The sequence below is a fragment of the Variovorax sp. LG9.2 genome (assembly GCF_035018885.1).
Classification (GTDB): Bacteria; Pseudomonadota; Gammaproteobacteria; order Burkholderiales; family Burkholderiaceae_C; genus Variovorax.
In genome coordinates, this window is the sequence record NZ_JASJXB010000003.1 from 190,610 (window position 1) to 215,101 (window position 24,492).

Consider the following 24,492-nt stretch of genomic DNA (forward strand, 5'->3'; position numbering starts at 1 on the left):
TCTGGTTCTCTATCGGTCTTGGGTGGCGGCGGTGTCGACCACGAGCGCGCCAATCAGCTCGCGTATGCGCTGGTCGACGTAGTAGCCGCCGTATTCGGTGTAGCGAAGCAATGGTCGCCCGCAACAAACGCACTGCCAGACCTCGCAGCGGTTGTAGGGAAAGTGGCCGAGCGCGATCGGTGCATCGGCCGCGTCGTAGCGGGTGCCTTGCGGATGGTGTTCTTCGAGCGTCGGCTCGTCGTACGGATCGCGATCGTTGGTCCGTCCCACGAGCCGCAGCAAAGACGCGTCGAAGGTGGCGGGCAGGCTTTCCCAACCGGGGCAGTGCAGCGCACCGCAAGCACACACCGCATGGGGCGGCGTGTACTGCAGAGCGATCGCAACGATCTGTACGGCAGTGAGCGCCGGCATCAAGGCGTCAGTCAGGCGTGGCGCCTGAGGTCTTCACGACCTTGGTCCACTTGTCGCGATCCTTTTCCGCGAAGGCCTGGAACTCCGGCGTCGTCATGGCCATCGGCTCGGCACCGAGCGTGAAAAGGCGGGCCTTCATCTCGGTGCTGGAGAGCGCTTCACGGACCGCATCGTTGAGCTTCTTCGCGATGGCCGGATCCAGGCCAGCCGGCGCCATGAGGCCGTACCACGGCTTGGCATCGAAGCCCGGCAGGCCGAGTTCGGCCACGGTCGGGATGTCGGGGAAAGCCGCGGACCGAACCGCACCGGTGCTGGCCAGCACCTTGACCTTGCCAGCCTTGACGTGAGGCATGGCGGGCACCGGGTTCTCGAACGAGATCGGCACCTGGCCGGCCAGCAGATCGTTCATCGCCGGGCCCGAGCCCTTGTAGGGAATGTGCTGCATCTTGATGCCGGCCGCCTGGTTGAACATCTCTCCGATGATGTGCTGCGGCGTGCCCGAGCCGGCCGAGGCGAAGTTGATCTTTTCACCCTTCTTGGCGCGCGCGATCAGGTCCTTGATGGACGTGATACCCGACGCCGGATTGGCCAGCACCACGAACGATGCGTTGGCGATCGGCGCGACGAAGGTGAAGTCCTTGATCGAGTCGTACGGGATCTTCGCGTAGAGCGAAGGCGAAATCACGATCGGCCCGCTGGCGGCCAGCAGCAGCGTGTAGCCATCGGGCGCGGCCTTCGCGACGTAGTCGGTGCCGACGTTGCCGCCCGCACCACCCTTGTTTTCGACGATGACGGTCTGCCCCAGCTTTTGCTGCAGCGGCTGCGCGAGCAGACGCGCCAGCACGTCGGTGGTGCCGCCCGGCGCATAGGGCGAAATGATCCTGATCGATTGTTTGGTGGGCCAGGGCGGCGCCTGTGCCAGCGCAAGGCTGGGCAGTAGCGCAGCGGCGGCAACGGCGGCGGCGAATGTCGGCAAGGCGGTGGCGAATACGCGGCGCTGAATCATTTGGAAAGTCCCTTGTTTGATCGACCGCCACCTTGCCACAACTGACACATGCCTGTCATCGGCAGCGCCCACGATGCGCGGGGTTACTCCAACATCAAAAAAAAACGCCATGAACACCCTTGCGGCTTCCGACGCGAATCTTCCGGTACATCCGAAGCCGGCGCAACGGCCAAAGCTCGACGCCAAGCCCGGCCCGGTCACCCTGATCGTCTTCGCGGGCTTGCTCGCCGCCGGGCTCTTGTACACCGCGTGGAGCCTGACGACCGACGTACGCGCGGCCAGCGCACAGACCACGACCTGGGTGCCGTACATCCTGCTTGGTGTCGCCCTGCTGGTGGCGCTGGGCTTCGAGTTCGTCAACGGTTTTCACGACACGGCCAACGCAGTAGCCACGGTGATCTACACGCACTCGTTACCGCCGAATTTCGCAGTCGTCTGGTCGGGCTTCTTCAATTTTCTGGGCGTGCTGGTATCGAGCGGTGCGGTGGCTTTCGGCATCATCTCGCTGCTGCCGGTCGAGCTCATCCTGCAGGTGGGCTCGGGCGCCGGCTTCGCGATGGTGTTCGCACTGCTGATCGCCGCCATCATGTGGAACCTCGGCACTTGGTGGCTCGGTTTGCCGGCGTCTTCTTCGCACACGTTGATCGGCTCGATCATCGGTGTCGGCGTTGCCAATGCGCTGATGCACGGGCGCGACGGAACCAGTGGCGTGGACTGGCCGCAAGCCGTGAAGATCGGCTATTCGCTGCTGCTGTCGCCGCTCGTCGGCTTCGGCTGCGCGGCCTTGCTGTTGCTCGCGCTGCGCGCCTTCGTCAAGAACCGCGCACTCTACGAGGAGCCACGCGGCGAGGCTCCTCCGCCCTGGTGGATTCGCGGTCTGTTGATCCTTACCTGCACCGGCGTGTCGTTCGCGCACGGCTCCAATGATGGGCAAAAAGGCATGGGGCTGATCATGCTGATCCTCGTCGGCACGGTGCCGATGGCGTACGCGCTCAATCGCTCGATGCCGACAGATCAAACGGTACGCTTCGTCGCGGTCGCAGAAAGCGCGCAAAGCGCGCTGAACCGCAATGCATCGGCGGTTGCATCGCTGCCTGCGCTGCGGCCTGCGGCGGCACGCGAAGTGCTGTCGACCTACGTGCGCACACGCGAGTTCAATGCATCGGTCGTGCCTGCACTCGGCGCGACAGCCGGCAGCATCGCACAGCAGGTGAAGGAACACGGCTCGCTCGCTGGCGTGCCGGCAGAGGCCGTGGCCAACGTGCGAAACGACATGTACCTCGCGTCGGAAGCGCTGCGCCATCTAGGCAAGAGCGACGCGGCGCATTTCGATACCGACACCACGGCCAAGGTTGGCGAGTTTCGCAAGGAAATCGACGACGCCACCAAGTTCATTCCGCTGTGGGTCAAGGTCGCCGTCGCGATCGCTCTGGGCCTCGGCACCATGATCGGCTGGAAGCGCATCGTGGTCACCGTCGGAGAGAAGATCGGCAAGACGCACCTGAGCTATGCGCAAGGTGCTTCGGCCGAACTGGTCGCGATGGTGACCATCGGCGCCGCCGACATGTACGGGCTGCCGGTGTCGACCACGCACGTGCTGTCTTCCGGCGTGGCGGGTTCGATGGTGGCCAACGGCTCCGGCCTGCAGATGTCGACACTGCGTAACTTGGCGATGGCGTGGGTGCTGACCTTGCCGGTGGCGATGCTGCTGTCAGGCTCGTTGTACTGGCTCTTCACGCACATCTTTTGAGCGCGGCGAGCGGTGCGGTGAATGGCGGGGTAGCAGCGTCCTATGGCGGTGACGAAGCCGGGCTGATCTGCGGCTATCTGTTCGATGCCGAGGCACCGCAGCCGGTGCGCCCGCTCGACTCTGCAGCGGCTGCCGCCTACCTGGCCCAGACGGATGCAGCCGGAATTGCAGGCCACGACAAAAGTTATCTCTGGCTGCACTTCAACCTGAGCCATGCCCAGGCCGAGCGCTGGCTCCGTCGGCACGCGCAGCTCTCCGACACCTTCTTCGAGACGTTGCACGAAGGCCTGCCGTCGACCCGCATCGAGCGCGCCGACGATGCGCTCATCGCCGTCATCAACGACGTGCACTTCGAGTTCAGCTTCGAGCCGTCGGACATCTCCACGCTGTGGATCAGCGTCGGCCCGCGGCTCGTGGTGACGGCGCGCACCCAGCCGCTGCGCTCGGTCGATGCCCTGCGCACGGCTGTGAACGCTGGCGACGCGCCGCGGTCGAGCACCGAAATGCTCGAACACCTGCTGCGTGCCCAGGCCGACGTGCTGGTGCACATCGTGCGCGACGCGACATCGCGCATCGACGCGATAGAGGACGACCTGCTGGCCGCGCGTCTCGACAACAAGCGCGCGCGGCTCGGCGGGCTGCGCCGGATGCTGGTGCGCCTGCAACGCCTGCTCGCACCCGAGCCGGCAGCGCTTTTCCGCTTGCTGCAGAACCCGCCCAGCTGGATGGCCGAAGCCGATGCGCAGGAGCTGCGCGGTTCGACTGAAGAGTTCTCGGTCGTACTGCGCGACATGCAGGCGCTGCAGGAGCGCATCAAGCTGCTGCAGGAGGAGATCGCCGCCAACGTCAATGAAGACAACAACCGCAGCCTCTTCGTGCTGACGGTGGTCACGGTGCTGGCGCTGCCGATCAACATCATGGCGGGCCTCTTCGGCATGAACGTCGGCGGCATTCCGCTGGCCGAACACAAGCACGGCTTCTGGATCGTGGTGGCGCTCATCATGAGCTTCACCGCGGTGGCGGCGCGGCTGGCTTTCCGCAAGAAGAAGGGACGCTAGCGGGGCGTTTGCGGCAGGTCCTGCGCGTGCGGGATGCAAGGCATAAAATTAGAGCGTGCAAAACATCCTGAACGCCGATCTGCATTGCCATTCCGTGGTTTCCGACGGCACATTGACGCCGGAGGCCCTTGCTGCCCGCGCAGCGGCGAACGGCGTCGAGCTGTGGGCGCTCACCGACCATGACGAAGTCGGCGGCCAGCACCGCGCCGCTGCTGCGGCCCGCGAAAATGGCATGCGCTATCTGACGGGCACCGAGATCTCCGTCACCTTCGCGAATGAAACGGTGCACATCGTCGGGCTCGGCTTCGACCCGGACGACGCCGCCATCAGTCAGGGCCTTTACGACACGCGCGGCGGTCGCGGCAAGCGGGCCATGGAAATGTCCGAGGGGCTGGCCAAGGTCGGCATCAAGGGTGCCTACGAAGGCGCACTCACTTTCGTCGGCAACCCTGAATTGATTTCGCGCACGCACTTCGCGCGGTTCCTGGTCGAAAGCGGCGTTTGCAAAGACACCTACGAGGTCTTTCGCAAATACCTGACCGAGGGCAAGCCGGGCTACGTGCCGCACCGCTGGGCCACGCTCAAGGACGCGATCCGCTGGATCACCGACGCCAAGGGCATCGCTGTGATCGCGCATCCGGGTCGCTACAAGTTCACCGCCAACGAGGAGTACGCGCTATTCCTCGAATTCCAGGCGCACGGCGGCAAGGCGATCGAGGTCGTTACCGGGAGCCACACGCCGGCCGAGTACGTCGAGTACGCCGACAAGGCACTTGAATTCGGCTTTGCGGCATCGCGCGGCAGCGACTTCCATAGCCCCGACGAAAGTCACATGGACCTCGGCAAGCTCCCCTGGCTGCCCGGCAAACTCACGCCGGTCTGGGAACTGCTCGAAAACCGCATTCAGTGAGCGCGGTGCAGCCAGCGGAGCGGGGCGCGCGCGATCTCGAATCCGAACGCATCCTGGCCGGTATTGGCATGGTGGTTTTGGCAGTGGCCTGCTTTTCGACGCTCGACACCGCCACCAAGATTTCGGTCGGCGCGGTGCCGATCATCATGGGCGTGTGGTTTCGCTATGCCTTCCAGGCGGTCGCGACGACAGCTGTGTTGCTGCCGGTCTATGGGACATCCTTGCTGGCCACGGCACACCCCAGGTACCACGTGCTGCGCGGCGCTTTGCTGCTGACGACCAGCCTTTTCGCTTTTTTCAGCCTGCGCTACATGCCGCTGCCGGAGTTCACCTCCATCGTGTTGATCGCGCCGCTGGTCATCACACTGCTGGCCGCCACGATCTTCAAAGAGCGTGTGTCTCCGCTGCGCTGGACGCTGGTATGTGGCGGCTTCCTTGGCACGCTGGTCATCCTGCGCCCGGGTGGCAGCAGCTTCAGCTGGGCGATCTTGTTGCCGATGGGGCTGGTGCTGACCAACGCATGGTTCCAGTTGCTGACGAGCAAGCTGGCGCAGACCGAGAATCCGCTCACCATGCATTTCTATACCGGCTGGGTCGGCACGCTGATCGCGTCGTGCGCCCTGCCCTTCGTCTGGACGGCGCTGCCCTCGTGGCACTGGTGGGCGCTGCTGTGCCTGATGGGGTTCATGGGCACGGTCGGCCATTTTTTGCTCATCCTGGCGTACCAGCGCGCAGCCGCATCGACGCTCACCCCGTACCTCTACGCACAGATCGGCTTTGCGATGCTCGGCGGCTGGCTGATGTTCTCGCACGTGCCGGACATTGCGTCGCTGGCGGGCATCGGGCTGATCGCTGTATGCGGCGCGGCCGGCGCCTGGCTGACCGTCAAAGAGCGGCGCTTGCCCATCGAGCCTGCCGAGGGCTGAACCTGCTCAACCTGTTTTTGAATCTGCTCACCTCGAGCCCGCGAACCTGATCGATTGCCATGGCCCAGTTTTTTGAAGTGCATCCTGAAAACCCGCAACAACGACTGCTGAAGCAGGCGGTTGCTTTGCTCGCGCGCGGCGAAATCGTCGCCGTGCCGACCGACTCCAGCTACGCGCTGGCCTGCCACCTCGACGACAAGGACGCGGTCGACCAGTTGCGCCGCATCCGGCAGGTCGACGAGAAGCACCACCTCACCCTGCTATGTCGCGACCTGAGCGAGGTGTCGCATTACGCCCGCGTCGACAACAAGCAGTACCGGCTGTTGAAAGCGGCGACACCCGGCCCGTATACCTTTCTGCTCGAAGCGACAAAGGAAGTACCGCGGCGCGTCAGCCATCCGCAGCGCAAGACCATCGGCCTGCGCGTACCGGATCACAAGGTGCTGAGCGAGCTGCTCACGCTGCACGGCGCGCCGCTGCTCGCGACCACGCTGATCCCCCCCGGCGAGACCGAGGCGCTGAATGACGCGCAGACGATTCGCGAGCGCTTCGAAAAGCAGCTCGGCGCCGTCATCGACGCTGGCGCCTGCCCGTCCGAGCCGACCACCGTGGTCGACCTGACGCCGATGGGTACCGGCGACGACCCGGTCGTGATCCGCATGGGCCGCGGCTCGCTCGCGCTGCTGGGGTTGTGACCTGATTGCCGGCGGTCACGAAGAGCCTCCCCACTTTCGTCTGAGACAATCGAACCGGTGGACATTCCCAACCTGATTCAAAGCATCCTCATCTACGCGTTGCCCGTGCTCTTCGCGATCACAGTGCATGAGGCGGCCCACGGCTACGTGGCCCGGCACTTCGGCGACAACACGGCCTACGTGATGGGCCGGGTGACCCTCAACCCGTTCAAGCACATCGACCCGATCGGCACGATCCTGATGCCGTTGATGCTGTACTTCGCGACCTCGGGCGCGTTCCTGTTCGGCTACGCCAAGCCGGTGCCGGTCAACTTCGGCAATCTGCGCAACCCCAAGCGCGACATGATCTGGGTCGCACTCGCCGGGCCGGGCTCGAACTTCATCCAGGCGATCCTCTGGGCGCTGGTCTTCGTCGGCCTCATCGCGACCGGTGTCAGCGAGCCGTTCTTCATCAAGATGGCGAAGGGCGGCGTGCTCGTCAATCTGGTGATGTGTGCTTTCAACCTTTTTCCGCTACCGCCGCTCGATGGTGGCCGCGTGCTCGCCGGCCTGCTGCCGCGCGGACAAGCCCAGGCGTTTTTGGCGCGCATCGAACCCTATGGCTTTTTCATCGTGATGGCGCTCGTGCTTGCAGGCGTCGTCAGCAAATACTGGCTCAGCCCGCTCATGGCGGTCGGCTACCACGTCATCGACCTGCTGATTTCGCCACTGACGGCACTGCTGCGTTGACTCAAGCCCTATTCGACATGGCTTCATCCACACCTCCCAAAGCAACCCGGTTTCTGACCGGCATCACCACATCGGGCACGCCGCATCTCGGCAACTACGCCGGCCTGGTGCGGCCGTCGGTGCGCTTCAGCCAGCGCGCCGATGTGCAGAGCTTTTATTTCATGGCGGACTACCACGCCCTCATCAAGATCGATGACCCGGCGCGCATCCAGCGTTCGACGCTTGAAATTGCTGCCAGCTGGTTGGCCTGCGGGCTCGACCCCGAGCGCGTTGTCTTCTACCGCCAATCCGACATCCCCGAGATTCCGGAACTCACCTGGCTGCTGACCTGCGTCACCGGCAAAGGCATCCTGAACCGTGCGCACGCGTACAAAGCGTCCGTCGACAAAAACATCGCCAAGGGTGAAGACCCGGATGCGGACGTCACCGCGGGCCTCTTCATGTACCCGGTGCTGATGGGCGCGGACATATTGATGTTCAATGCGCACAAGGTGCCGGTTGGGCGCGACCAGATCCAGCACATCGAAATGGCGCGCGACATCGCGCAGCGCTTCAATCACTCGTACGGCGAGCATTTCGTGTTGCCCGAAGCCGAGGTCGACGACGCGGTTGCCACCTTGCCCGGCCTCGACGGCCGCAAGATGAGCAAGAGCTACGACAACACCATTCCGCTGTTCTCGCCGCGAGCTCAGCTGCAAAAACTCATCGGCGGTATCGTGACCGACTCGCGCGCGCCGGGCGAGCCGAAGGAGACCGAGGGCTCGGCCCTGTTCCAGATTTTTCAGGCGTTCGCGACTGCCGACGAGACAGCCGCAATGCGCAAGGCCTACGTCGAAGGTATCGGCTGGGGCGACGCCAAGCAAATGGTCTTCGAGCGGATCGACCGAGAACTGACGCCGCTTCGCGAGCGCTACGAAGCGTTGATGAATGACCCCGCGCAAATCGAGCGCACCTTGCTGATCGGTGCCGACAAGGCCCGCGAACTTTCTCGTCCTTTCATGGCGACGCTGCGCCACGCTGTCGGGCTGCGCAGCCTTGCCAGCCTGGGCGGTCAGGATGCGGGTGTCGGCAAGAAAGCCGGCAAGGGTGGCAAGACGGGCAAGACGGGCAAGCCGACCTTCAAGCAATACCGCGAGCGCGACGGACTCTTTTATTTCAAGCTGCTCGATACCCACAACGACACGCTGCTGCAAAGCCGTGGCTTTCAGTCGCCGCAAGAAGCCGGACGCGCCATCGGGGCACTGCAATACCAACCGAATGAAGCACTCGCTGCGCTCGCAGAACAGCTGGAACCGGTCGACAATGACGGGCGGCGCGCCGTGATGGCTGCGCTGGAGGAACTCGCCGGTCAGGCGAGCTGAAGTAAAGGGAGAGATTCGCGCGCCTAGCAACAGTCAATATATAAGTTGCGCACAAACGAAAGCAAAACATGAGCATTTACGTCATCGATGATCACCCCTTGATGCGCGACGCCATCGTCATGGTGCTGCGGCGCCTGCGGCCAGCCGAGAACATCGTGGAACTCGAGCGCCTCGACAAGCTCGCCAACGCAGTCAAGCAGCACGGTACGCCCGGCCTGTTTTGCCTCGACCTCAAATTGCCCGACACGACCGGTGTTTCCGGCGTGATCGCGGTCAAGCAGACCTATCCGGATGTGCCGATCGCCGTGTACTCGGCCTCGCCTGCTGCAGACATGGAAGAAGCCTGCATCGAAGCGGGTGCCGACCAGTACATCGAAAAGTCAGCCAGTTCCGCCGAATTGACGGCCGCCCTGCGCGGTCTCTTGATGGCCGACTCGGATGTCGAAGAGCCTGCGGCAGCCGCCAACAGCAAGTTGTCGAAGCGCCAGACGCAGCTCATCGCCATGCTCGACAAGGGCATGAGCAATCGCGACATCGCGTCTGAGCTCGAAATCAGCGAACACACCGTCAAGGTGCATCTGTGGCGTCTGTTCCGGCGACTCGGCGTGAAGAGCCGTACGCAGGCGCTGCATTACGCACGGACCAACGGTTTGCTGTCCGGCTGATTGACTGGTTAGCCTTCCGGCTAACTCCAGGACCCCCCAACCAGGGGTTTATCAGCCGACCGCAGAACTGACCCGGGATTGCGCCTGCGATTCATCGGCGTCGTGCAATGCAACCCGAAACACGCTGCCGCGTCCGAGCCGCGATCGCACGCTCACCGGATGGCCTAGCGCGTGCGACAGGCGAGCCACGATGGCGAGTCCGAGGCCGAAACCATCGGACGTGCCGGCATGGTCGGCCACCTTGTAGAACTCCAGGAACACGTCGCGCAGATGTTCGCGCGCGATGCCGATGCCGGTATCCCACACCTCGACCCGGAGGCCGTCGCGTGTTTGCCGCGACGCCAGCAGCACGCCCCCCTCGACGGTGTACTTGATGGCGTTGGCAATCAGATTGCCGATCATCCGGCGCACGCGAATGGGGTCGGTCAGTACCGTGCCCTTGGCAATGTGCACTTGGAACTTCAAGCCTTTGGCCTCTGCCACCGGCCGGTACTGCAGCTCCAGGTCGTGCAGCAGTTGGCCGACATCGACCCGCTCGATGTGCAGCCGCACCTGGCCGGAATCGATGCGCGCCAGGTCGAACAGCGAATCGAACAGCGCGTTGACCGCATGCGTGGCACGGACGATCTTCGGCGCGATCTCCTGCACCAGCTCCGGCTCGTTGCGGAGCCAGTCGGCGTAGAGAGACAGCGCCAGCACGGGCTGCCGCATGTCGTGCGCCGCGCTCGCCAGGAAACGGTTTTTCATGGCCACGGCCGACACGGCGGCCTGCCGTTGCTGGGTCAGCGAGGCAATCAGTATGTGGTTATGAAAGAGCAGTTCGAAGCTGTTGCGGGCCGTCTCGTGGATGCGCCGGCCGGCGCGCAGCAGCAGCCACCAATGCAGCATCGGCAGCAACAGAAAGCCGTAGTTGAAATGCGGTTTCTCGAAATTCATCTCGACGACGCGGAACAGCACCGCTGCAAGCATCGTGATGAAGAGCGTGTTGACGTAGCGCTTGAGCAATGGCGGGTGCAGTGCCAGCCCGTTGAGCGGAAACGTCGCCACCCCGGCCACGATCAGCCAGCTCATGAACTGGTTGATGAGCGGCGTGCGCTCGAAAAAGATCAGGATCGACAGGCCCCAGGCAAAGGCGCTGATGCTCCAGAGAAAGTGATATTTCTCGACAAACCGCTGCTGCCCGTCGGAGTCGCGATCGGCATAGCGGCGCGTGTAGACCTGTTCGCCCCAGACGCGGCAGCAGGTGGCGGCGACCCCGATGGCCAGCCACACCATCAGTTGCCACAGCGGCACGTAGCCCCAGCTCAACCCGATCATGGCAGGCAGCAGTGCGGCAGCCAGAAAATGCGAGCCGCGGGATGCCCGCATCAAACTTCGGATCAGCTCACCGCGGACCCACGGTTCTGCTTCATCGGCCGAGGCTGGCGCCGGCGTGAGGCTGGCGAAGGACGAATTGCCCAGGCCGGCGAAGGAAGAATTGCCCTTCATGTTTCCGAATGGCACCCCGCCGCGGGGTCTACAAAAAAGCCCCTTCGACAAAGGGGCCCCTGAAAGAGAGCGAAGCAGTCACGAATCAAGCTGAACCCCGCATGCCTTGTAGGTTTCCCCGACCTGTGCGCCTCGCGACTTGCCTGCCGTTGGCGGTCGAGGGGTCCTACATTGTCACCGAAAGTTTCCCCGACAGCGTCGCACCGGCGCAACTCTTAACCGCAGAACAGACGCAAAAAAGCCCCGGCTGGCGGGGCTTTAGCAATCCATCGCTGGAGGAGAGGGAGGGATTCGAACCCTCGGTACGTTTCCGTACGCCTGATTTCGAGTCAGGTACATTCGACCACTCTGCCACCTCTCCGGTCGCTGTCGAGCCTCAGATTCTAGCAGAGGCTCGGAGCATTTCGAGCCCTCCGAGGTAAGGATGCAACGCTCGCGGCACGGTGATGGACCCATCGGCGTTCTGATGATTTTCGAGCACCGCGACCAGCGTGCGTCCGACCGCAAGCCCAGAGCCGTTGAGCGTGTGCACGAGTTCGTTCTTGCCTTGCGCGTTCTTGAACCGCGCTTGCAATCGGCGCGCCTGAAAAGCTTCGCAGTTGGAGACCGAACTGATCTCGCGGTACGTGTCCTGCGCCGGCAACCAGACTTCCAGGTCGTAGGTCTTGCTGGAACCAAAGCCCATGTCGCCGGTGCACAACAGCACCACGCGGTACGGCAACTCCAGCGCCTGCAGCACCGCCTCGGCATGGCCGGTCATGGCTTCGAGCGCTTCGTAGCTGCGATCGGGGTGCGTGATCTGCACCATCTCGACCTTGTCGAACTGGTGCTGCCGGATCATGCCGCGCGTGTCGCGCCCGGCGCTGCCGGCTTCGGAGCGAAAGCACGGCGAGTGCGCGGTCAGCTTGATCGGCAACGTCGACTCGGCCACGACCTCGTCGCGCACGAAGTTGGTCAGCGGAACTTCGCTGGTAGGAATGAGGTAGAGCGCCTGGTTGTCCGGCACCGGCTCGCCGTCTTGCCCGCCCTTTTTAGCGGCGAAGAGGTCGCCTTCGAACTTGGGCAACTGGCCGGTGCCGCTGAGCGATGCCGCGTTGACGATGTACGGCACATAGCATTCCGTGTAGCCGTGTTTCTCTGTCTGCATGTCGAGCATGAACTGTGCGAGCGCGCGATGCAGCCGGGCGATCGGCCCTTTCAACACGCTGAAGCGCGAACCAGCGAGCTTGGTGCCCATCTCGAAGTCGAGCCCGAGCGGTTCACCCAGGTCGACATGGTCTTTCGCTTCGAAGCCGAGCCGCGTGGCCGCGGCGCCGGCACCGCCTTGCGGCGCCCAGCGACGCACTTCGACATTGCCGTGCTCGTCGGTGCCGACCGGCACGCTGGCATGCGGCAAGTTGGGCACTGCCAGCAACAGCGCCTGCAGTTCCGGCTGGATGGCTTCGAGGCGACCGCCTTGCGCCTCTTGCTCGGCCTTGAGCGCATTGACCTCGGTCATCAATGCGTCGACAGATTCGCCCTTGGCTTTCAGTGGGCCGATCTGCTTGTTGAGCGTATTGCGCCGTGCCTGCAACTCTTCGGTTCGGACCTGAAGGATCTTGCGTTCAGCCTCCAGCGCTGTGAAGGCATGAACGTCGAGAAAGGTCTGATTGGCTTTGCGGGTTTCGAGTCGGGCAACGACCGAGGGGAGGTCCTTGCGGAGCAGGGTGATGTCGAGCATCCACCGATTTTAGGTGGCGACGACCACAGCTCAAGTCAGCCGACGCACGCGGTCACGCCAGCGTGGCCGGATCGACATTGGCGCCGCAGACGATCAGGCAGACGCGTTCGCCGTCGCGCACACGGTATGCGCCGGTTTGCAGCGCCGCCAGCGGCAACGCCGCCGCCGGCTCGACCGCCAGCTTCATCTCTTTCCACATCCATCGCTGCGCCGCGCGAATCGCATCGTCCGGCAGCAGCAGCGCATCGCGTACCTGGCGCTGCGTGATGTCCCACGACAGCGCGCCGATGCGCTTGGCACCGAGCGAATCGGCAGCGATACCGCCAACTTCCACATCGACCGGCTCGCCGGCTTCACGGGCACGGAACAGCGTCGGCGCGTGTTCGGGTTCGATCGCGACCACGCGGCTGCGCTGCTCGAACCAGGCCGCCAGCCCGCCGATCAGCCCACCGCCACCGACGCTCACCAGAACCGAATCGGGCAAGCCGCCCTGCGCTTCGATTTCGCGGCCCAGCGTGCCGGCACCGGCCACCACTTCGGGTTGGTCGTAGGCGTGGGTCAACAGCGCACCGGTTTCCTTTTGGCGCGCGATGCAGGCGGCCAGCGCATCCGGGTAAATCTCGCCGACCACGACCACTTCCGCACCCAAGTCACGCAACCGGGCGCGCTTGGCTTCGGGCGAAACACCGGGCAAAAACACCTCACAGCGCACGCCCAACGCACGCGCTGCTGCCGCCGTCGCGATGCCTGCGTTACCCCCCGATGCGACCACCACGCCGCTGGCCGGAATGTCGTTGGCCAGCAGCCGGTTCATCATGCCGCGCGCCTTGAAGCTGCCGCTGACCTGCAGGTGTTCAAGCTTCAACCAGACCTCGGCACCAGGTGCTACCAAGCCAACGGCCGAAGCCGGCAGTTTCCACAGCGGGGTCTGAAGCAGGAAGTGCCCGGCACGCGCGTGCAGCCGTTGCGCCGCGTCTTCGATCTCGCGGCGCCAGTCGATCGCTGTCGTGCTCACGAGATATGCCCTGGTGAAGATTGGCCAGCGAGCCGAAGCCCCTTCGGCAGCGGGAACTTGACCGTCTCCACGATCCCGTCCATCTTGCGCACCGACACCGCTCCGAGCGCCTTCACGCGATCGATCACTTCCGTCACCAGAATCTCCGGCGCAGAAGCGCCGGCCGTGATCCCGATGCGACTCTTGCCTTCGAACCATGCGGGCTGAAGTTCGTCCGCCGAATCGACCATGTAGCTCTCGGTGCCCAGGCGCTGCGCCAGTTCGCGCAACCGATTGCTGTTCGAGCTGGTCGGGCTGCCGACGACGATCACCAAGTCGACTTGCGGGCTCATGATCTTGATCGCGTCCTGCCGGTTTTGCGTCGCGTAGCAGATGTCCTGCTGCTTGGGCTCGCGCACCTTCGGAAAGCGCGCGCGTACGGCGGCGGCGATCTCGGCCGCGTCGTCCACGCTCAGGGTCGTCTGCGTGACGACGGCCAGTTTTTCGCTCTGTGCCGGCCGCACGGTCGCCACATCGGCGACGTCTTCGACAAGATGGATGCCGCCCGTGAGCTGGCCCATCGTGCCCTCGACTTCAGGATGCCCCTTGTGGCCGATCATGATGAATTCGTAGCCCTCCTTGGCGAGCTTGGCGACCTCGACGTGCACCTTGGTGACGAGCGGGCAGGTCGCGTCGAAGATGTCGAAGCCCCGCGCGCGGGCCTCTTGCTGCACCGCCTTGCTGACACCGTGCGCGCTGAACACCAGCGTCGAGCCCGGCGGCACATCGGCCAGGTCTTCGATGAAGATCGCGCCCTTCGACTTGAGCTCGTTCACCACGTAGGTGTTGTGCACGATCTCGTGGCGCACATAGATCGGCGCACCGAACTTGGCCAGGGCGCGCTCCACGATTTCGATGGCGCGGTCGACCCCTGCGCAAAAGCCGCGTGGCTCGGCCAACACGATTTCGTCGAGCGTTTTCACTTCGGTCACAGCACGCCGATCAGCTGCACTTCGAAGGTCACGGGCTGTCCGGCCAGCGGATGGTTGAAGTCGAAGCGCACCGCCGTCGCGTTCGACTCGATCACCGCACCGGCGTAGCTTCCGGTGCCATCGGGCGTCGGAAACTGGACCACATCGCCGACCGCATAGCGCTCGTCGGGGTCGCCCATTTTGGCGAGCAACGTCTTGGCGACCCACTGCTGCATCTCGAGATTGCGGTCGCCGAAAGCTTCACCGGCGGGTAGCTGGAAGGTGTCATGCGCGCCTTCTTCAAGTCCGATCAGCCGTGCTTCCATCGCGGGTGACAGCTCGCCGTTGCCGAGCGACAGCGTCGCTGGTTTGTCCGCGAAGGTGTTGATGACGTCGCCCGCCGGACCGGCGAGCCGGTAATGCAGGGTGAGGAACGAGCCCGCATTCACGACAGGCGCGGTAACGTGGGGGGCGGCGGCAGAAACGGCGGTGGGAGGCAAAGACAAAATGGGTGTCCCGATAAACTGGCCCTCATTTTAGGGAGCCGGGCTCGCAGGCTCCAGTTCCGCGCCCAATTCCCTCACCGACTGCCTGCATGGCCTTCAAGGACCTCCCCGCCGACGCCCGCCCGCGCGAGAAGCTGCTTGCTCGCGGCGCCGGTGCGCTAGGCGACGTTGAATTGCTGGCGCTGCTGCTGCGCACCGGCATGGTCGGCAAGAACGTGCTCCAGTTGTCGCAGGAACTGCTCGACACCTTCGGCGGCCTCGCCGGCCTGCTCAACACCAGCCTGGACGACCTGAAAAAGATCAAGGGTCTCGGTGGACCGGCGAAGCGCGCCGAGCTCACCGCCGTGCTCGAACTCGCGCGCCGCGCCATGGCCGAGCGGCTGAAAGAGCGGGCGGTGTTCGACTCGCCGGACGCCGTCAAGCACTACCTGCAACTGCACATCGCATCGCGGCCACATGAAGTTTTCGCAGCGTTGTTCCTCGACGCGCAACACCGGTTGATCGCGCTCGAAGAACTGTTCCGCGGCACGCTGACGCAAACCAGCGTCTACCCGCGCGAGGTCGTCATCCGCGCACTGCACCATCACGCCGCGGCCGTGGTGCTGGCGCACAACCATCCGAGCGGCAGCGTCGAGCCATCGCGCGCGGACGAGTCGCTAACACAGACATTGAAAGCGGCGCTGGCGCTGGTCGATGTCCGCGTGCTCGATCATGTGATCGTCGCGGCGGGCCAGACCCTGTCGATGGCAGAAAAAGGATTGATCTGATGGCACGCGTCAAACCGGATTCCGGCAAATCACCTGCGGGCCTGCGCTCACTCGCCGATCTGAAGCAGATTCAGCAAACGCTGGCGACGGAGCGTGAACGCGAGGCCGCCGCCGACGCGCTGCGACTCGCTGTCGAGAAAAAACGCGCCGCGGAAAAAGACCTGTTCAGCCGCGCTATAGGCGCCACCGAACCGCTGCGGCGCAAAGCGTCTGTGGTGCTAACGCCCGAGCCACCGGCGCCCATTCCATACCAACATCAGCTCGACGAACAACGCGTGATGCGCGAGTCGATCAGCGACGAATTCGACGTCACCACGCTGCTCGATGTCGACGACGCGATGAGCTTTCGCCGCCCCGGCATCGGTACCGACGTCACGCGCAAGCTGCGTGCAGGCGAGTGGGCGATCCAGCGACAGTGCGACCTGCATGGACTGCGAAGCGACGAAGCGCGTGAGGCGCTCGGCGCCTTCATCCGCACCTCGCACCGTCAAGGGATCCGTTGCGTGCGCGTCGTGCATGGCAAAGGGCTTGGCTCGCCCGGCAAGATGCCGGTTCTCAAGACCAAGACGCAGCGCTGGCTGATCCAGAAGATCGAGGTGCTGGCCTTCGTGCAGGCCAAGCCGGCCGAAGGCGGCGCCGGCGCGCTGGTGGTGCTGCTGGCGCCGGTGGGACGCCAGTAGCGCTGTCGGCGCAATGCCGGTCAGCTACCCAGAAGCGATTTCAACGGCACCGCCACATCGGCCACCGCCGCCGGCTCGGGGTTGCGCTGCGCCTCCATCAGCTTGCGGCTCATCATGTGATCGACCGGCGCGTTGGCCGACTCGACGCACACCAGTTGGCCATCGACGTAATGGAACAGCGAGAAGGCGTTGGGGTTAGCGCCTGGACCTGGCCTCCGCACCGTAACCTGACCCGGTGTGCTCTCGTCCGGCACCAGCCCGACCATCTGCAATCGCATTCCGCCCTGCTCCGACCAGAACCACGGCAACGCATCGTGCGGCCGCGGCGCGCCAGTGAGCGTGGCGGCCGCGGTGCGTGCCTGCTCGTTCGCGTTGGCGACCGATTCGAGCCGCAGCGCACGGCCGGCGCGCCGGTCCGGAAAGCGCGTGCAGTCGCCGATCGCCAGCACCGCCGCGTCGCTGGTCTGCATGTGCGCGTCGACCACGATGCCGTCGGCGCATTCCAGTCCGGCCGCCTCGGCCAAGGTGGTTTCGGGCACCGCACCGATGCCGAGCAGCAGCAGGTCGACCGCCACCTTGACGCCATCGATCTCGATCGACTGCAGGCGGTCTCCAGAGATTTCGAAACCGCCAACCTTGGCGTTCAAAACGATGTCGATGTCGGCCGCGCGATGCACCGCCAGCACATGCGCCGACAACTCGGGCGAGACGGCGCGGCCCATCAGCCGAGGCGCGGCTTCGACAACGCGGACCGTCTTGCCCATCGCCTTGGCAGTGGCCGCCACTTCGAGTCCGATGAAGCCGCCGCCGAGCACGATGACGTGCTGCGCCGACGCGAGCTGCGTGCGCAGGCGATGCGCCTCGTCGGCCGCCCGCAGCGTCGCGACATTGGCAAGGCCATCGGGCAAGCCGGATAGACGACGCGCACGCGTGCCCGTCGCGAGCACCAGTCGTTCCCACGGCAGTACGGCGCCTGAGCGCAGCGTGACGGTGTGCGCAGCGCGGTCGATCGCCGTGGCCTCATTGCCGAGATGCAACGTGATGCCCGCCTCGCGATACCAGTCAGCGGCCTTGTGCGGCTGCGTCGTTTCTTCAGCGCTTTTCAGGAATGCCTTGGACAACGGCGGCCGGTGATACGGCTCGCAAGGCTCCTCGCACACCAGATGCACACGGGCGCCCTGCCCGGCCTCGACCAGCGAAGCGCACAGCTGCGCCGCCGCGTGACCGCCGCCGATGATCACGATGTCGTTCATTTTGTTCACGTTGTTCATTTCGTTCATGCCACTCACACCGCCTCTCCCCTGTTACGCATCCAGTCCGCGGTCTTGAAAAAGGAGTCGCGCAGCCGCTCCCGCAGCGCTTCGTCGACACCCGTCTCACCCATCGCCTGGTCCATGCACGCGAGCCACTGGTCGCGCTCCTTGATGCCGATGCTGTGGCCCCCGATGCTCTGCGGCAGGTGCCGCGCACGCAGCATCGGGTTACCGAACCGGTCGGTGTAATGCTGCGGTCCGCCGAGCCATCCGCACAGGAACCAGAAGAGCCGCTGGCGCGCGTTGTCGAGCGTGTTGCCGTGGACCGCGCGCAGCACTGCATAGGCGGGCTCGATCTCCATCAGGTCGTAGAAACGGTCGACCAGCGCCTTAACTTTTTCTTCACCGCCGATCCACTCGAAGGGTGAGTCGAACTTGGGTTTTTCTTCAATCTGCATGGGGCCGATTGTCGTCGTCACCGTTTAACGGTGTTCGACGGTGTCATTCAGCCGCGCGGCGCAATGTCTCCACTACCGGCCGACGCAGCACTTCGCGCAGTCCCCACCAACCGGCCGCCAGCGCCAGCACCGCACCTGTCAACGCGCCGCCCAGCGGCACCAGCGGCGACGCGGTCCAGGTGAACTCGAAGACGTAGCGCGCCAGCGCCCACCCGATGGCCGACGCCACGATGCTGGCGAGCAGTCCGGCCAGCAAGCCGACGCCGATCAGCTCGGCCCGCTGCACTTGCCGCAGCAAGCTGGCGCGTGCACCGACCGCGCGCATCACCGCGAACTCGCGCGCCCGCTCTTCGCGCGTCGCAGTCACCGCAGCGAACAGCACGACGAGCCCGGCTGCCAACGTGAAGCCGAACAAGAACTCGACCGCGCTGATGACCTGGTCGAGCACGCGCTGCACCTGCGCGATGGTCGCGCTCATGTCGACGTTGGTGATGTTGGGGTAGCTGCGCACCAACGCGTTGTCGAAGCCCTTGACCGGCGGCGCACGGAACGCGGCGAGGTAAGTCGCCGGCACATCGGGCAGCGTCGCGACCGTGTACATGACGAAGAAGTTGGCGTGCAGCGAGCCCCAGTCGACCTTGCGCAGCGAGGTGATGCGCGCATCGCTCGGGATGCCGCCGACATCGAAGCGCAGGGTGTCGCCGAGCTTCAGCCCGAGCGTTTCAGCCAGGCCTTCTTCGACGCTGATCTCACCCTTGGCATCGGGCGTCCACTTGCCGGAGGTGATGGTGTTGTGCGCCGGTGCGTCGGCGCTGTTGCTGAGGTTGAACTCGCGATCGACCAGTCGCTTGGCGCGGTCGTCGGCATAGTCGTCGGGCGCGATCGGCTTGTCGTTGATCGCGATCAGGCGCCCGCGAATCATCGGGTACCAGTCGAACTTGGACACGCCCGCATCGCGCAGCGACTTCTGGAACGGGTCGCTCTGCTCGGGCATCACGTTGATGACGAAGCGGTTGGGCGCATCGGGCGGCGTTGCCTTGCGCCAGCTCGAGACGAGGTCGGTGCGCAGCAGCACCAGCAAGATGAGCGCGAGCAGTCCGACGGCCAGCGCACTGACCTGCACCACGGCGTACACGGGGCGCGCCGAGATCTGCCGCGTCGCCAGCACCAGCCAGCGTGGGGCCGTGGTCTCGTTGACACTGCGTCGCAAGACCTTGACCGCAAGCCAGCTAAACGCCGCGAACAACGCGACCGCTGCAGCAAAACCGCCGACTGCGATGAGCCCGAGCTTGATGTCGCTGCTGGCGGCGAGCAGCAGCGCAGCGAAGCCCAGCACGCCGACGGTGAGCACTGCGATCGACGCCGGCTTGAGGCCGCCGACATCGCGCCGGATCACCCGCAGCGGGGGCACCTTGGCAAGCTGCAACACAGGGGGCAGGCCGAAGGCGAACAGCAGAGTCAAGCCCATGCCGAAGCCGAAAGCGACGGGCCATAACGTGGCCGCCGGCAGCGACGCATCGACCAGTCCGGCGAGCAGCGCGACGAAGACGTAGTGCACGCCGAAGCCGATCGCAACGCCGAGCCCGCTCGCCACCAGACCGATGATCAGAAACTCGAATGCGTACGCCATGGCGATGGTGCGCTGGCTCTGCCCGAGCACCCGCAGCATGGCGCAGTCGTCGAGATGGCTGGCTGCGAAGCCGCGCGCCGCGAGCGCCACGGCCACGGCCGACAGCAACGCGGCAAGCAGTGCCACGAGGTTCAGGAACTTTTCGGCGCGGTCGAGTGTCTGCCGCATTTCGGGCCGGCCAGTTTCGAACGAGTCGAGCCGTGCGCCACGCAGCTCGCCCTTCTTCAACGTCGCGTCGGTGAAGTCGCTGAACGACTTGACCGCCGCCGCATCGCCCGCCACGGCAAATCGGTAGTTGATGCGGCTGGCCGGCTGCACGAGCCCGGTGCGGGCGACGTCGGCCTGGTTCAGCATCACGCGCGGCGCGAAGCTCATGAAGCCGGCGCCCCGGTCGGGCTCGAGCACGACGATGCGCGCGATCTTCAATTGCGTGTCGCCCAGCAACATCATGTCGCCGACCGTCAAGCCGAGCGATTCAAGCAGCGACGCATCGACCCACACGTCGCCGGGTGCGGGGATGTCACGTGTCGGCTCGCCGGCGCCTTCGGCCGTGACCGAGGTTTGCAGGCGGCCTCGTAACGGATAGCCGGCCTCGACAGCTTTCAACGCGACCAGCTTGCTGGCGCCGCCTTGGCCATCGCTGGCGCGCGCCATGGTCGGAAAGCCATAAGTGCCGGCCGCTTGCAGGCCCAACGCTTTTGCACGCTCGACGAAGGCGGGTGGCGTCGGGTTGTCGCTGGCCAGCACCGCATCGCCGCCGAGCAACTGCCGCGCATCGCGCTGCAAACCACCCTTGAGCCGATCGGCAAAGAACCCGACGGCGGTGAGCGCCGCGACCGCGAGCAGCACGGCGACGATCAAAAGGCGCAGTTCGCCCGCGCGCAAATCGCGCCAGAGGGTGCGCCAGCCAAGGCGAAAAGAAGCGTTCATCTGGCGACGATAGCCGACGTGGCCGGCGGAATTTGTCTGTAGGGTGATGCCACGGTGCAAGGACTTTGTTCCATTGCTAGACTAATTTGAAAAGGAGTCAAGCTTGAGCCCACGTCATCTCTGCAAAGCATTCGCCACGACCCTGGGTCTGGTGGCGCTTCTGGCTTTGGTCGCCTGCGACAGGAAACCTTCGACGCCGCCGCTGCCGACCAGCGCCTCGGGGAGCACGCGTTCCGGCGAATACCCTGCCGGCATCGTTCCTGCTGGATCGGGCGATAAAGTCGATTCCACCTCGCCACACAAAGGACCGTCCGAAGGCGGCACCGCCATTGGCGGGATGACATCTGGCCAGGCTGCCACTTCGGGTAACGGCGGCGCTGCTGCGCCGACCGGGGGAGATGGCAAGGCCAAGTGACATCCTCCACTGCGCAGACCCTGATTACGTTTCCAACTCTTTTCGAATAAGTAGAACCCCGATGAAAAACGCACCGTTCAAAAAGGCAGCCTCATGGACATGAATCGCCGCCACTTCTTCCGTGTCAGCAGTGCCGGGCTGGTCGGTTCCAGCTTGGTCGCCCTTGGTTTTTCGCCGACGGCCGCACTGGCCGAGGCACGCAACTTCAAGCTGGCCCGCACCACCGAAACGCGCAATACCTGCCCGTATTGCTCGGTGGGTTGCGGCATCATCATGTACAGCCTGGGCGACAAGGCCAAGAACGTGATCCCGGCGATCCTGCATATCGAGGGCGACCCGGACCACCCGGTCAACCGCGGCACGCTGTGCCCCAAGGGCGCGGGCCTGCTCGACTTCGTGCACAGCCCCAGTCGGCTTAAGTATCCGGAGATGCGCGAACCCGGCAGCAATGAATGGAAGCGCATCAGCTGGGACAGCGCTTTCGAGCAAATTGCAACTTTGCTGAAGGCCGATCGCGACGCCAACTTCCAGCCGACCAACGCCGAAGGCAAGACCGTCAACCGCTGGACCACCACCGGCATGCTGTGTGCATCGGCCTCGTCCAACGAAACCGGGTACCTGACGCACAAAGCATTCCGCTCCACGGGGATGCTCGTCTTCGATAACCAGGCACGCGTTTGACACGGACCTACGGTGGCCAGTCTGGCCCCGACGTTCGGACGAGGTGCAATGACCAACCATTGGCAAGACATCCAGAATGCGGATGTGGTGCTGATCATGGGTGGCAACGCTGCGGAGGCGCATCCCTGCGGTTTCAAGTGGGTCATTGAAGCCAAGAAACAGAACAAGGCAAAGCTGGTGGTGGTCGACCCGCGCTTCACGCGCTCGGCCGCCGTAGCCGACTACTACGCACCCGTACGTGCCGGCTCGGACATCGCGTTTCTGGCCGGTGTGCTGAACTTCCTGTTGAGCAACAACAAGATTCAAACCGAGTACGTTCGCAACTACACCAACGCGCCGTTCATCGTTGGGCCGGACTACAAGTTCGAGGAAGGTATCTTCAGCGGCTACAACGCAGAAAAGCGCACCTACGATGCGAAGTCGTGGGGCTATGCACTCGACGACACCGGCATGGCGAAAGTCGATATGACCATGCAGGACCCGCAGTGCGTGCTGCAGGTCATGAAGCGTCATTTCTCGCGCTACACGCCAGAACTGGTGAGCCGCATCACCGGTACACCGCAAGACAAATTCCTGAAGGTGTGCGAGTACATCGCCAGCACCAGCACCACCGACAGGACCATGACGGTGCTGTACGCGCTAGGTTGGACACAGCACAGCCAGGGCACGCAGATGATCCGCACCGCGGCCATCATGCAACTGCTGCTGGGCAACATCGGCGCCTCGGGTGGTGGCATGAATGCGCTGCGTGGCCACAGCAACATCCAGGGCCTGACCGATCTGGGCCTGCTGTCGAACTCGCTTCCGGGCTACATGTCGCTGGCACGCGACTCCGAGCAGACACTCGACGTCTACTACAAGAGCCGCTCACTCAAGCCCTTGCGCCCGAACCAGATGAGCTACTGGCAGAACTATCCCAAGTTCTTCGTCAGCATGCAAAAGGCGTGGTGGGGCAATGCCGCGACAGCGCAGAACGACTGGGCTTTTCACTACCTGCCCAAGATCGATAAGTTGTACGACGTGTTGCAGGCTTTCGAATTGATGAGCCAGGGCAAGATCAACGGGTACATCTGTCAGGGCTTCAACCCTGTTGGCGCCTTGCCTGACAAAACAAAAATCATCGCGGGGTTGTCCAAGCTCAAGTTCCTCGTGACGATCGATCCGCTGATTACCGAAACCAGCGAATTCTGGAAGAACTACGGCGAGTTCAACGATGTCAAGACGGCCGAGATCCAGACCACCGTGTTCCGTCTGCCGGCGAACTGCTTCGCCGAAGAAGAAGGGTCGCTCACGAATTCGAGTCGCTGGCTTCAATGGCACCTGAAAGGCGCCGAAGGACCTGGCGAGGCGAAGGGTGACCTCGACATCGTGGCCGGCATCTACAACAAGTTGCGGCAGGCCTATGTCAAGGATGGCGGTGCCTTCCCTGACCCGATCGTCAACCTGACCTGGAACTACAAGATTCCGTCCGCCCCCTCCGCGCAAGAGGTTGCGATGGAATACAACGGCAAGGCATTAACCGACCTCGTGGACCCGGCCGATTCCACCAAGGTGCTGGCCAAAGCTGGCGAGCAGCTTCCAGGCTTCGGACTGCTGCGGGACGACGGCAGCACCGCCAGCGGCTGCTGGATTTATTCCGGTGCATGGACGCAGGCCGGCAACCAGATGGCGCGGCGCGACAACGCCGACCCGTACGGCATCGGCCAGGCGCTGAACTGGGCGTGGGCATGGCCTGCCAACCGGCGCATTTTGTACAACGCGGCCGGGGCCGATCCAGCCACCGGCAAGCCGTGGATTGCCAAGCGCGGATTGATCAGCTGGGACGGCAAGAAATGGTCGGGCTCCGACATTCCTGACATTCGTCCGGATGCCGATCCGCTTGCAGTCGACGCAGTGCGTCCGTTCATCATGAATGCCGAAGGCGTGGCTCGACTCTTTGCCCCGACCGGCCTGGCCGAGGGTCCATTGCCCGAGCACTACGAACCTTTCGAGTCGCCGCTGGTCAACAACCTGATGCATCCGAACAGCAAGGTGGCACGCGCCAACCCTGCGGCACGCATCTTCAAGGGCGACCTGGAACGCCTCGGCGTGCCGAAGGACTTCCCGTATGTGGCAACCAGCTACCGCCTGACAGAGCACTTTCAGCAATGGACCAAGCACGTCCGCACCTCGGCCATCATCCAGCCGCAGCAGTTCGTCGAGATTGGTGAGGAGCTGGCGAAGGACAAGGGTATTGCCAACGGCGATGTCGTCAAGGTCAGCAGCAAGCGTGGCTTCATCAAGGCGGTGGCACTCGTGACCAAGCGCATTCCCGGCTTGCAAGTCGACGGACGCACCGTGCACACGGTCGGTATGCCGAACCACTGGGGCTTCGTGGGTCTGGCCAAGCCGGGCTATCTGGTCAATACGCTGACTCCGTTCGTGGGGGATGCCAACACGCAGACGCCTGAGTACAAGTCGTTTACCGTGAACATCGAGAAGGCTTAAT

The 24,492-nt window shown here is 64.2% G+C and carries 22 protein-coding genes and 1 tRNA gene; 12 read left to right on the top strand and 11 right to left on the bottom strand.

The genetic code is table 11. The annotated features are described in order from the left end of the window. Nucleotides 1–9: 9 nt before the first annotated feature. Together QN413_RS04435 and QN413_RS04440 are read right to left on the bottom strand one after the other, a co-directional pair. Nucleotides 10–411: a hypothetical protein gene (locus tag QN413_RS04435; RefSeq protein ID WP_323495436.1), complete on the bottom strand. Its 402-nt coding sequence runs from the start codon at nucleotides 409–411 to the stop codon at nucleotides 10–12. Between the two features lie 7 nt (nucleotides 412–418). Then, nucleotides 419–1,417 carry a tripartite tricarboxylate transporter substrate binding protein gene (locus QN413_RS04440; RefSeq protein ID WP_323495437.1) on the bottom strand — a complete coding sequence of 333 codons (999 nt, stop codon included), beginning with the start codon at nucleotides 1,415–1,417 and terminating at the stop codon, nucleotides 419–421. Between the two features lie 109 nt (nucleotides 1,418–1,526). Between QN413_RS04440 and QN413_RS04445 the strand changes: the two genes are divergently transcribed. The 8 genes from QN413_RS04445 (at nucleotide 1,527) to QN413_RS04480 (ending at nucleotide 9,511) form a co-directional block, all read left to right on the top strand. Beyond that, complete coding sequence (locus QN413_RS04445) at nucleotides 1,527–3,167, top strand: inorganic phosphate transporter (RefSeq protein WP_323495438.1); 1,641 nt, start codon at nucleotides 1,527–1,529, stop codon at nucleotides 3,165–3,167. Continuing rightward, nucleotides 3,164–4,225 (top strand): transporter, encoded by a 1,062-nt coding sequence (locus QN413_RS04450; protein ID WP_323495439.1) that lies wholly within the window; start codon nucleotides 3,164–3,166, stop codon nucleotides 4,223–4,225. Before QN413_RS04445 ends, QN413_RS04450 begins: the two co-directional genes overlap by 4 nt. Before the next feature lie 55 nt (nucleotides 4,226–4,280). Next, nucleotides 4,281–5,135 carry a 3',5'-nucleoside bisphosphate phosphatase gene (locus QN413_RS04455; protein WP_323495440.1) on the top strand — a complete coding sequence of 285 codons (855 nt, stop codon included), beginning with the start codon at nucleotides 4,281–4,283 and terminating at the stop codon, nucleotides 5,133–5,135. 68 nt (nucleotides 5,136–5,203) lie between these two features. Then, nucleotides 5,204–6,061, top strand: coding sequence for a DMT family transporter (locus QN413_RS04460; protein WP_323495558.1), 858 nt, complete (start codon nucleotides 5,204–5,206; stop codon nucleotides 6,059–6,061). 59 nt (nucleotides 6,062–6,120) lie between these two features. Then, entirely contained in the window at nucleotides 6,121–6,756 is a 636-nt protein-coding gene (locus QN413_RS04465) for an L-threonylcarbamoyladenylate synthase (RefSeq protein ID WP_187054670.1), read from the top strand. A 57-nt stretch (nucleotides 6,757–6,813) separates the two neighbouring features. Beyond that, the gene (locus QN413_RS04470) at nucleotides 6,814–7,485 is read left to right on the top strand and encodes a site-2 protease family protein (RefSeq protein WP_323495441.1); all 672 of its coding nucleotides are present in this window, start codon (nucleotides 6,814–6,816) and stop codon (nucleotides 7,483–7,485) included. Nucleotides 7,486–7,502: 17 nt separating this feature from the next. Next, on the top strand, nucleotides 7,503–8,846 hold the full coding sequence (locus QN413_RS04475) for a tryptophan--tRNA ligase (RefSeq protein ID WP_323495442.1): 1,344 nt from the start codon (nucleotides 7,503–7,505) through the stop codon (nucleotides 8,844–8,846). Between the two features lie 68 nt (nucleotides 8,847–8,914). After that, nucleotides 8,915–9,511, top strand: coding sequence for a LuxR C-terminal-related transcriptional regulator (locus QN413_RS04480; protein ID WP_187054667.1), 597 nt, complete (start codon nucleotides 8,915–8,917; stop codon nucleotides 9,509–9,511). 51 nt (nucleotides 9,512–9,562) lie between these two features. Here QN413_RS04480 and shkS read toward each other — a convergent pair whose 3' ends face one another. The 6 genes from shkS to QN413_RS04510 all read right to left on the bottom strand — a co-directional run bounded on the left by shkS (nucleotide 9,563) and on the right by QN413_RS04510 (nucleotide 15,184). Further along, nucleotides 9,563–10,999 (bottom strand): surface-behavior sensor histidine kinase ShkS, encoded by a 1,437-nt coding sequence (shkS, locus tag QN413_RS04485; RefSeq protein WP_323495443.1) that lies wholly within the window; start codon nucleotides 10,997–10,999, stop codon nucleotides 9,563–9,565. 273 nt (nucleotides 11,000–11,272) lie between these two features. Beyond that, a tRNA-Ser gene (locus tag QN413_RS04490) sits at nucleotides 11,273–11,360 on the bottom strand. 15 nt (nucleotides 11,361–11,375) lie between these two features. Continuing rightward, a complete protein-coding gene (gene serS / locus QN413_RS04495) occupies nucleotides 11,376–12,719 on the bottom strand; it encodes a serine--tRNA ligase (protein ID WP_323495444.1) in 1,344 nt (447 codons plus the stop codon). Between the two features lie 52 nt (nucleotides 12,720–12,771). Next, nucleotides 12,772–13,719 carry a threonine/serine dehydratase gene (locus QN413_RS04500; protein WP_323495559.1) on the bottom strand — a complete coding sequence of 316 codons (948 nt, stop codon included), beginning with the start codon at nucleotides 13,717–13,719 and terminating at the stop codon, nucleotides 12,772–12,774. Between the two features lie 11 nt (nucleotides 13,720–13,730). Continuing rightward, a complete protein-coding gene (gene ispH, locus QN413_RS04505; RefSeq protein ID WP_323495560.1) occupies nucleotides 13,731–14,696 on the bottom strand; it encodes a 4-hydroxy-3-methylbut-2-enyl diphosphate reductase in 966 nt (321 codons plus the stop codon). Nucleotides 14,697–14,701: 5 nt separating this feature from the next. Then, on the bottom strand, nucleotides 14,702–15,184 hold the full coding sequence (locus QN413_RS04510) for an FKBP-type peptidyl-prolyl cis-trans isomerase (protein ID WP_323495561.1): 483 nt from the start codon (nucleotides 15,182–15,184) through the stop codon (nucleotides 14,702–14,704). Nucleotides 15,185–15,279: 95 nt separating this feature from the next. Between QN413_RS04510 and radC the strand changes: the two genes are divergently transcribed. Together radC and QN413_RS04520 are read left to right on the top strand one after the other, a co-directional pair. Then, nucleotides 15,280–15,957, top strand: a complete 678-nt coding sequence (radC, locus tag QN413_RS04515; RefSeq protein ID WP_323495445.1) for a RadC family protein — start codon at nucleotides 15,280–15,282, stop codon at nucleotides 15,955–15,957. After that, nucleotides 15,957–16,637: a Smr/MutS family protein gene (locus tag QN413_RS04520; protein WP_323495446.1), complete on the top strand. Its 681-nt coding sequence runs from the start codon at nucleotides 15,957–15,959 to the stop codon at nucleotides 16,635–16,637. The genes radC and QN413_RS04520 overlap by 1 nt, the downstream gene beginning before the upstream one ends. Nucleotides 16,638–16,657: 20 nt before the next feature. Here the strand turns inward: QN413_RS04520 and QN413_RS04525 are convergent, their stop codons facing one another. Genes QN413_RS04525 through QN413_RS04535 form a run of 3 tightly spaced genes read right to left on the bottom strand, consistent with a single transcriptional unit; the run spans nucleotide 16,658 to nucleotide 20,908 of the window. Then, a complete protein-coding gene (locus QN413_RS04525; protein ID WP_323495562.1) occupies nucleotides 16,658–17,890 on the bottom strand; it encodes an NAD(P)/FAD-dependent oxidoreductase in 1,233 nt (410 codons plus the stop codon). A 32-nt stretch (nucleotides 17,891–17,922) separates the two neighbouring features. Beyond that, nucleotides 17,923–18,348 carry a group II truncated hemoglobin gene (locus QN413_RS04530; RefSeq protein ID WP_323495447.1) on the bottom strand — a complete coding sequence of 142 codons (426 nt, stop codon included), beginning with the start codon at nucleotides 18,346–18,348 and terminating at the stop codon, nucleotides 17,923–17,925. A 43-nt stretch (nucleotides 18,349–18,391) separates the two neighbouring features. Beyond that, nucleotides 18,392–20,908 (bottom strand): ABC transporter permease, encoded by a 2,517-nt coding sequence (locus QN413_RS04535; RefSeq protein WP_323495448.1) that lies wholly within the window; start codon nucleotides 20,906–20,908, stop codon nucleotides 18,392–18,394. Nucleotides 20,909–21,011: 103 nt separating this feature from the next. Here QN413_RS04535 and QN413_RS04540 point away from each other — a divergent pair, with 103 nt between their 5' ends. Then, nucleotides 21,012–21,323, top strand: a complete 312-nt coding sequence (locus QN413_RS04540) for a hypothetical protein (protein ID WP_323495449.1) — start codon at nucleotides 21,012–21,014, stop codon at nucleotides 21,321–21,323. Nucleotides 21,324–21,416: 93 nt separating this feature from the next. Then, a complete protein-coding gene (fdnG, locus tag QN413_RS04545) occupies nucleotides 21,417–24,491 on the top strand; it encodes a formate dehydrogenase-N subunit alpha (protein ID WP_323495450.1) in 3,075 nt (1,024 codons plus the stop codon). Nucleotide 24,492: the final 1 nt, after the last annotated feature.

Excerpts from the sequence above, each read along its gene's own strand:
- QN413_RS04435 (WP_323495436.1), bottom strand. The coding sequence starts at position 411 with ATGCCGGCGCTCACTGCCGTACAGATCGTTGCGATCGCTCTGCAGTAC.
- QN413_RS04440 (WP_323495437.1), bottom strand. The coding sequence starts at position 1,417 with ATGATTCAGCGCCGCGTATTCGCCACCGCCTTGCCGACATTCGCCGCC.
- QN413_RS04445 (WP_323495438.1), top strand. The coding sequence starts at position 1,527 with ATGAACACCCTTGCGGCTTCCGACGCGAATCTTCCGGTACATCCGAAG.
- QN413_RS04460 (WP_323495558.1), top strand. The coding sequence starts at position 5,204 with ATGGTGGTTTTGGCAGTGGCCTGCTTTTCGACGCTCGACACCGCCACC.
- QN413_RS04465 (WP_187054670.1), top strand. The coding sequence starts at position 6,121 with ATGGCCCAGTTTTTTGAAGTGCATCCTGAAAACCCGCAACAACGACTG.
- QN413_RS04475 (WP_323495442.1), top strand. The coding sequence starts at position 7,503 with ATGGCTTCATCCACACCTCCCAAAGCAACCCGGTTTCTGACCGGCATC.
- QN413_RS04480 (WP_187054667.1), top strand. The coding sequence starts at position 8,915 with ATGAGCATTTACGTCATCGATGATCACCCCTTGATGCGCGACGCCATC.
- shkS (WP_323495443.1), bottom strand. The coding sequence starts at position 10,999 with ATGAAGGGCAATTCTTCCTTCGCCGGCCTGGGCAATTCGTCCTTCGCC.
- serS (WP_323495444.1), bottom strand. The coding sequence starts at position 12,719 with ATGCTCGACATCACCCTGCTCCGCAAGGACCTCCCCTCGGTCGTTGCC.
- radC (WP_323495445.1), top strand. The coding sequence starts at position 15,280 with ATGGCCTTCAAGGACCTCCCCGCCGACGCCCGCCCGCGCGAGAAGCTG.
- QN413_RS04520 (WP_323495446.1), top strand. The coding sequence starts at position 15,957 with ATGGCACGCGTCAAACCGGATTCCGGCAAATCACCTGCGGGCCTGCGC.
- QN413_RS04525 (WP_323495562.1), bottom strand. The coding sequence starts at position 17,890 with ATGAACGACATCGTGATCATCGGCGGCGGTCACGCGGCGGCGCAGCTG.
- QN413_RS04530 (WP_323495447.1), bottom strand. The coding sequence starts at position 18,348 with ATGCAGATTGAAGAAAAACCCAAGTTCGACTCACCCTTCGAGTGGATC.
- QN413_RS04535 (WP_323495448.1), bottom strand. The coding sequence starts at position 20,908 with ATGAACGCTTCTTTTCGCCTTGGCTGGCGCACCCTCTGGCGCGATTTG.